This is a genomic window from Limnospira sp. PMC 1279.21 (genome assembly GCF_032349615.1).
GTDB classification, from domain to species: Bacteria; Cyanobacteriota; Cyanobacteriia; order Cyanobacteriales; family Microcoleaceae; genus Limnospira; species Limnospira fusiformis.
On the sequence record NZ_JARPLU010000210.1, the window covers coordinates 1 to 6944 of the forward strand.

A 6944-nucleotide genomic window follows, 5' to 3' on the forward strand; every position below is an offset into this window, starting at 1 on the left:
GTATTATACCGTATTGCCGTAAAATGTTAACCTAATTTGAGATGAAATCATGCTCTCTCAACAACGAATAAAGGGTTCATTGTAACACAACTTAGATTTTACCATTGCCCCCTACCCCGTGATTCCCCCGGAGCAAGGAGCCTGTCCATTATCGTGCGTTACCCCTAGGAAGAGTCAAACCCTCAGCGGCTGCTCGATATTCTTCCACCGCTTCGCTAAAGTCAATAGGAAGCACAGCCACGACATTTTCATGGGGACGGGGAATAATTACCCAAGTTTCCAAAGCCCCCCCATATACCTTCTCTACTGCTGCAATACCAGCATCCATAGCGGTTTTCACCTCGGAAACATCCCCTCGTATCATCACTGTAAACCGAGCGCTACCCGCCCGGATATAGCCCACCAGGGTGACACGACCCGCTTTAACCATTGCATCTGCTGCCGCTAAAATCCCTGGAAACCCCTTAGTTTCCAGTGCGCCCACTGCTTGTTGTGACATCAAAAACTCTCCTGAGTGAATAATAACCCGTCGCTGCACTTGAACTTGAGTCTAGCGACAATTGTTGACAAATTTACCAGAATATGCTATGTGTACATACTCTAAACCAGAGCGACCAGTTAGACTCGGAAGGGTTCGCTCTTGGGGGTATGGTGAATAGGAAGAACATCAACAATATTAGGCGGGGGGTTAGGAATGGTGTAGTGGGTAATAATTGTACACCCAAAGGTATTTTCCGCCGCTGCAATACCTGCCTCCATTGCGGGCTTAACTTCGGAAACTCCGCCCCGAATGGCAACCATAAACTCTCCCCGTTCTGCTAAATCAAAATATACTAAAGTCACCCGTCCAGCTTTAACCATTGCATCAGCCGCCGCCAGTACACCCGGAAAACCCAAGGTTTGAATTACACCCACCGCCTCTGGCATGGAATGTCTCCTCGCTCATTGATATTGCTCAAGCTAATTTTACGCCGAAAATAGCACTTAAACATACTATTGGTTTAGAAAACTTTAGGAACAGTGGACCGCCGAGTGATGATGGTTAACAGTAACCAGACCTCTGGTTCCCGATTCCCGATCGCTGGTATATATAAAATTAGATGGGTTAAGGGACAGACAAAATGGCCAAAGGACGTATAGCGGAAATTTTGCGGACAGGTAAACCGGGTGAAGCGGTAACAGTTCAGGGTTGGGTGAGAACTAAACGGGAGCTGAAGGAGTTTACCTTTGTTGAGGTTAATGATGGGTCTTGTATGGCTAACCTTCAGGTAGTCCTCAACCCCGATTTAACTGATTATGCAGCAATTTTACGACAACTGAACACCGGCGCATCGGTGGAAGTGACGGGAGAAATTGTCTCCTCTCCTGCTAAAGGTCAACGTATTGAACTGAAGGCTGATACAGTACAGGTCTATGGTGAGGCTGACCCTCAGACCTATGTTTTGCAGAAGAAGCGACACTCTTTTGAGTTCCTACGCACGATCGCCCATTTGCGATCGCGTACTAACACCTATGGCGCAGTCTTTCGGGTTCGTAACGCCTGTGCGGCGGCGGTTCACCAATTTTTCCAAGAAAGAGGCTTTCTGTGGATACATACCCCTATTATCACCGCCAGCGACTGCGAAGGCGCGGGAGAATTATTTTCCGTCACCAGTTTAGATCTCAATCATCTACCCCTCACGGAGACGAAAACTGTCGATTTCTCCCAAGACTTCTTTGGAAAACGCGCATTTCTTACCGTTAGCGGTCAACTCGAAGCTGAAATTATGGCTCTGGCTTTTGGTAATGTTTACACTTTTGGCCCCACTTTTCGGGCGGAAAATTCTAATACTTCTCGCCACTTAGCCGAGTTCTGGATGATTGAACCAGAAATGGCTTTTTGTGACCTTGATGGTAATATGGATTTGGCTGAGGCTTTCCTTAAACATATCTTTAAGTCGGTTTTAGAACAATGTCCAGAAGACCTGGAATTTTTTAACCAAAGAATTGATAATTCCGTCTTGGCTACGGCTGATAATATTATCAATAATGAATTTGAACGCATTACCTATACGGAGGCGATCGCACTACTAGAAAAAAGCGATCGCACCTTTGAATATCCCGTCAGTTGGGGCTTAGACCTACAATCCGAACATGAACGCTACCTAGCTGAAGAACTCTTTAAAAAACCCGTAATTGTGACCGACTACCCCCGTGAAATAAAAGCCTTTTATATGCGCCAAAACGACGACGAAAAAACCGTCCGCGCCATGGATGTTCTCGCCCCCAAAGTTGGCGAAATTATCGGCGGTTCTCAACGGGAAGAACGCTTAGATATCCTCCAAAAACGTATGGAAGCCTTACAAATTAACCCCGATGAATTATGGTGGTATTTGGATTTGAGGCGCTATGGAACTGTTCCCCATGCGGGTTTTGGTTTAGGCTTTGAACGGGTAGTTCAGTTTATGACAGGGATGGCTAATATTCGTGATGTAATTCCTTTCCCACGCGCTCCCCAAACCATTGATTTTTAAAGAGTCATTTACAGGGGTGTGTCAGTTTTGAAGTATCCCGTCATCATGACTACAGCCTGTTCAGAAATGATCTGATCATCTCTCAAAGTCCCTCTCCCTCTCTGGGATCCAGATTTAGGGTGAGGGGAATGTATTAAGCGACTGGTGAACAAGCTGTATTTCACCGTCGCTGGCGCACCCTACTAATCAAAGTCCCTCTCCCTCTCTGGGATCCAGATTTAGGGTGAGGGGAATGTATTAAGCGACTGGTGAACAAGCTGTATTTCACCGTCGCTGGCGCTACTAAATGTAATTAACAATATTGATTATTTGGAATTAAAGTTAAATAGGGATTTTTGCAACAGTTTAATACCTTTGTTGGCTACATCTGAATAACTCAACTCTCCCGCAAATATGCGGCTCATAGTCGCTGTGGCTGAAGGTTTTTTGACAGCTATTTGATAACCTAATTGAGGAAAACGGTAAAATATTTGAGCTAATTTCTGAGCAAACATCATCTGATTACCCCATTCCTCATTCATAACTTCTGTGTACTTATCTAAAGCATTAATATCCCCCCCTAGCGCTTGATTAATGGCTTCAGCCGCTTTTAAACCACTAAAAATAGATGGACGAATACCCTCAGCCGTAAATGGATCAACCACACAGGCGGCTTCTCCTGCTAAAACTGCATTTTGGGTATGTAATTTTTGTTGACCATCCCACAGAGAAATTGGATGTCCGCATTCAGTAGCATTATCTAAATTCAGGTTAAAAAATGTCGCATAATCTTCTAATATTCGTTTGAAATTTTGTGCTTTGCGTTGTTTAGAAAAAGCTCCAGCCCCCAGAGAATAGCCGTCAGCTTTAGGGAAATTCCAGCCATAACCACTATTGACTAAACCAAATTCAAAATATGTCTTCATATCCACAGGTTTAGATGTCGGTATTTCTAATTCTAACGCCCCCGCTACCAGTTTCTTTTGTTTGGTAAATCCTAACCATTTGGCTAGAGGACCTTTAGCACCATCCGCACCAATTAAATAACGACCAGTGTAGGTATCTTCCGGGGTTTTAACTAACCAGCGATCGCTTTGAAATTCTATCCCCAGAACCTCCGTATTATCTCTAACTGTAGCCCCTTTACTGATAGCCTGTTTGAGAATAAAGTAATCAAAAACCTCTCGCCTGACCATCCAAATCGGATTTATTTTTAATTCCACCTCTATGGGTTCCGATTTATTCCAGGTATAATAAACCATAACAGTTTTCAGGGAAATTGCCGGAGAAAAATCGAAATCAAACCAATCCTGAACTATCGGAGAAACTCCACCCCCACAGGGTTTATATCGTGGCAAAATCGCCTTATCAATAACTAAAATCGAATGACCTTTTTTCGCCAAATGATAGGCTGCTGTGGCTCCCGCTGGACCTGAACCTACAATAATACAATCAAAAATCATTAATTTATCCTTAAAATTAAAAGCAGGGAATTAAAGATTAGTCGGTGTTTTGACAATCTTCTCCCCCTGCTGTCTAACTATATTAACCTGGGCGGATTTATATCGCCGAGATAGGGCGGGTTTATGATCACAGGTATATGGCGGGTTTATGTGCATTCATCTGTTACTAGGATATACCGGGCGTGAACCCGCCCCTACCAATTACCATATACCCACATTGATTAAGGTTTCGGTTGGCGAACTGCTGGAGCCGCCGCCCCATAGTTGATCCGACACCCCACGTTAAAGATGCTTGAACCGCATTCTAAGGGTACTATTTGCTCATTGAGGATGGCGCTACAACTGACATACTCATCGCCATTGGTATCTCTGATCATACACCTAATCGGAGTCGCTCCAGAACTCTTGGACCAAGCCTTCATCCCTAACTCCGCTACCATATGAGACCAAAAAAATGACAGGAAACCGATCGCCACTACTACGGACAGAACTATTCCTACTTTCAGTTGCCAACTATTGATAATTTTAAGGAATTTATCCTTGAGGCTACTTACCGCCTCCACAGCATTATTACTGGTTTGCGTTGAATTATCTGTCATTTGTCTATTCTGATAGATTTACGCGACATTTTTCCGGTTCCGGACAATGCGACGATAGCACTGTTACCCGTTAAGGTAACAGAGGCGGTATCCCGCAAAGCTTTTAGAAAGATGATCCCAAAGCACTGTTTAGCTTGGTAGTCTCAGACCTGATTTTTCGCTTCACCTCACTAGCCATATTGGAAGTCTCGAATTGGAGCCCAAAAATTAGGCTGTGTTATGTGGGATGGTCAGGGATGCGACCCAATCAACCAAGGGCTGGAAGTCCCACTAGGAGTTTATTTCAGGCATCTCAGCCCTATTTGGTCTCCTAAACGTCTCGCACCCATACTTGGTATGGTAGCGCATCGCCCTAATTGGTTCAACTAATCTGCGATTAAATTAAGCTCCCCCGTTAATATTATTGCCAATTATGTTAAGTTTTGTTACAAATTGTCACGATCGCCATAGTAATGGGAGATAACTATTGACTTAGGGGGTTGGCTATGATACCATTTTAGATAATGGCAGGCACGACTAAAAAATTATTTAGGGATATATTTCCATTGTAAAGCGTAATACTCTAATGTTACCCCACATCCCCCCATCTTGTCAACCCCTTTAGGGGGGCGGGCCATTTTTTTTGAAAATTTAGAGCATTAGAGGAATGGAATGGGGGCGATTGTGGCATTAATTAGGGCTTTAACAAGCGAATAAATTCGAGGGGTAAGCCGTCAGCATCAGCAATAAAAGCGACCTCATAAACGCGGTTGCTGATTAGCTGTTGGGTAGGGGGAAGGAGAACCTTTAAAGAAGGGATGCGATCGCTCAAATGATGAATCCAAGTAGGTAAATCAGGAGTAATATCAGTCAAATCAAAAGAGAGATGATAGTAACCGACATAATGTTCATCTCCAAAGGGGTCAGGGGGTGGTGATGGTTCAGGAATTTGGATAAGTTCAAGGCGGCCCAAATCTCCTTGCATCCAACAGGCGAGGGTGTAGCCAGTAGTAAAGCGATCGGTGACGGAGAACCCCAACTGCTGATAAAAAGCGATCGCGCGATGAATATCTGCGGTGCGAATAGAAGCATGGTGCATGAAATTATCCCCATCTATTTCCATGAGCGCCAATTAAGATAAGGAAGGGGAGAGCCCCTTTTCCTTTTCCAGACTAAAGTTAATGACATCCCAACAGGGTTCAACCTGTGGGGAGGGGCTAAACTCTACAGGAAGACCATAGAGACGAGGTTCCCCCACCTCAGACTGATCACGCCAGGGGGTGTTACGTTCGAGATAAGAACTAATTAACTCCTGGTAACGCTGTGCGATGATGACTCGTGTGGCTCGATATCCTTGAGTATATAAGCGATCGAGGGCTTCGTGTATTTCAAAGCGGATACCGTCAGGATGGGTATGCTGTCGATACCATTCATCCTCCCATAAACGCCATTGTCGCCCGGACTGAAGATGTACCAATTCGCCAGTTTGAGGATCAGCTTCAAAAGCCCCATGTCGAGGACATAGGTAAGTATCCGTCAGGGTTAAAGCCGGGATTTTTTGGCGACAGTGAGGACAGCGAATCTCCGCCCCAAAAATAGGGTACTGCAAGGCAGAATTTATCATGAAACCGTTTTCCGAGCCAGTAGTGGTCTATTATAGCGATGGGTTTTGTATATGTATCAATCAGCCATCAGTTTAAGCTATGAACCTACCTGATCAAGCTCCCATTTGTCCAGCAGTCGGTCATTTTCCGCCACCGGATTTGTCTAAGGCTGCATTTGTCGCCCCAGGTGCGGTGGTGGTTGGTGATGTACAAGTGGGTTCAGGGGCGAGTATTTGGTATGCTGCGGTAGTGCGGGGGGATGTTGAACGGATTATTATAGGCGATCGCACTAATATTCAAGATGGTGCTATTCTCCACGGCGACCCCGGATATATTACCCATTTAGAACATGATGTTACCGTAGGTCATCGAGCGGTGATCCATGCCGCCCATATTGAACCGGGAAGTTTAATCGGCATTGGGGCAATTATACTAGATGGGGTGCGAGTCGGTTTCGGTAGTATTATCGGTGCGGGTTCTGTAGTGACCAAAGACGTACAACCGCGATCGCTAATGGTGGGAGTTCCGGCTAAACGTATCCGGGAAATTTCCGAAGCCGAAGTCACAGAACTTATTGACCACGCCCAACGATACGAGAAACTGGCACGATTTCACGCTGGAGGTAGCACGGAGACCGGATTTGAACTAAAATAGGGACGCACTCTAAAAATTCCTTGGCTACCAGTTATCCCATGAGGGATGAAAATGTCGGAGAAATTGTTATGGCCGGGGTGGAAGGTGGAAAATCAGCTTGACACTCCCCGCTCTGAAGAGACGGGGATTCTTGGCTCACCGAGACCACTTAAG

Annotated in this window: 8 protein-coding genes; 2 read left to right on the top strand and 6 right to left on the bottom strand. The window is 45.2% G+C overall.

Annotated features, from left to right (window positions below):
- Positions 1-148 precede the first annotated feature (148 nt).
- Complete coding sequence (locus tag P5683_RS21475; protein WP_006670274.1) at positions 149-499, bottom strand: carbon dioxide-concentrating mechanism protein CcmK; 351 nt, start codon at positions 497-499, stop codon at positions 149-151.
- A gap of 119 nt (positions 500-618) precedes the next feature.
- Positions 619-927, bottom strand: a complete 309-nt coding sequence (locus P5683_RS21480) for a carbon dioxide-concentrating mechanism protein CcmK (protein ID WP_006622579.1) — start codon at positions 925-927, stop codon at positions 619-621.
- Between the two features lie 194 nt (positions 928-1121).
- On the opposite strand from P5683_RS21480, the gene asnS reads away from it, so the two are divergent.
- A complete protein-coding gene (gene asnS, locus P5683_RS21485) occupies positions 1122-2513 on the top strand; it encodes an asparagine--tRNA ligase (protein ID WP_006622580.1) in 1392 nt (463 codons plus the stop codon).
- A gap of 305 nt (positions 2514-2818) precedes the next feature.
- On the opposite strand, the gene P5683_RS21490 is transcribed toward asnS, so the two are convergent.
- The 4 genes from P5683_RS21490 to P5683_RS21505 form a co-directional block, all read right to left on the bottom strand.
- Positions 2819-3955: a geranylgeranyl reductase family protein gene (locus P5683_RS21490; RefSeq protein WP_006622581.1), complete on the bottom strand. Its 1137-nt coding sequence runs from the start codon at positions 3953-3955 to the stop codon at positions 2819-2821.
- Between the two features lie 221 nt (positions 3956-4176).
- Positions 4177-4554 (bottom strand): hypothetical protein, encoded by a 378-nt coding sequence (locus tag P5683_RS21495; RefSeq protein WP_006622582.1) that lies wholly within the window; start codon positions 4552-4554, stop codon positions 4177-4179.
- A 673-nt stretch (positions 4555-5227) separates the two neighbouring features.
- Positions 5228-5632 carry a VOC family protein gene (locus tag P5683_RS21500; RefSeq protein ID WP_035759996.1) on the bottom strand — a complete coding sequence of 135 codons (405 nt, stop codon included), beginning with the start codon at positions 5630-5632 and terminating at the stop codon, positions 5228-5230.
- Between the two features lie 33 nt (positions 5633-5665).
- A complete protein-coding gene (locus P5683_RS21505; RefSeq protein WP_006622585.1) occupies positions 5666-6157 on the bottom strand; it encodes a TIGR02652 family protein in 492 nt (163 codons plus the stop codon).
- 79 nt (positions 6158-6236) lie between these two features.
- Here P5683_RS21505 and P5683_RS21510 point away from each other — a divergent pair, with 79 nt between their 5' ends.
- The gene (locus P5683_RS21510) at positions 6237-6791 is read left to right on the top strand and encodes a gamma carbonic anhydrase family protein (RefSeq protein ID WP_006622592.1); all 555 of its coding nucleotides are present in this window, start codon (positions 6237-6239) and stop codon (positions 6789-6791) included.
- Positions 6792-6944 lie beyond the last annotated feature (153 nt).

Coding starts and splice junctions, on each gene's coding strand:
- P5683_RS21495 (WP_006622582.1), bottom strand. CDS start 4,554: ATGACAGATAATTCAACGCAAACCAGTAATAATGCTGTGGAGGCGGTA.
- P5683_RS21480 (WP_006622579.1), bottom strand. CDS start 927: ATGCCAGAGGCGGTGGGTGTAATTCAAACCTTGGGTTTTCCGGGTGTA.
- P5683_RS21500 (WP_035759996.1), bottom strand. CDS start 5,632: ATGCACCATGCTTCTATTCGCACCGCAGATATTCATCGCGCGATCGCT.
- P5683_RS21510 (WP_006622592.1), top strand. CDS start 6,237: ATGAACCTACCTGATCAAGCTCCCATTTGTCCAGCAGTCGGTCATTTT.
- P5683_RS21475 (WP_006670274.1), bottom strand. CDS start 499: ATGTCACAACAAGCAGTGGGCGCACTGGAAACTAAGGGGTTTCCAGGG.
- P5683_RS21505 (WP_006622585.1), bottom strand. CDS start 6,157: ATGATAAATTCTGCCTTGCAGTACCCTATTTTTGGGGCGGAGATTCGC.
- asnS (WP_006622580.1), top strand. CDS start 1,122: ATGGCCAAAGGACGTATAGCGGAAATTTTGCGGACAGGTAAACCGGGT.
- P5683_RS21490 (WP_006622581.1), bottom strand. CDS start 3,955: ATGATTTTTGATTGTATTATTGTAGGTTCAGGTCCAGCGGGAGCCACA.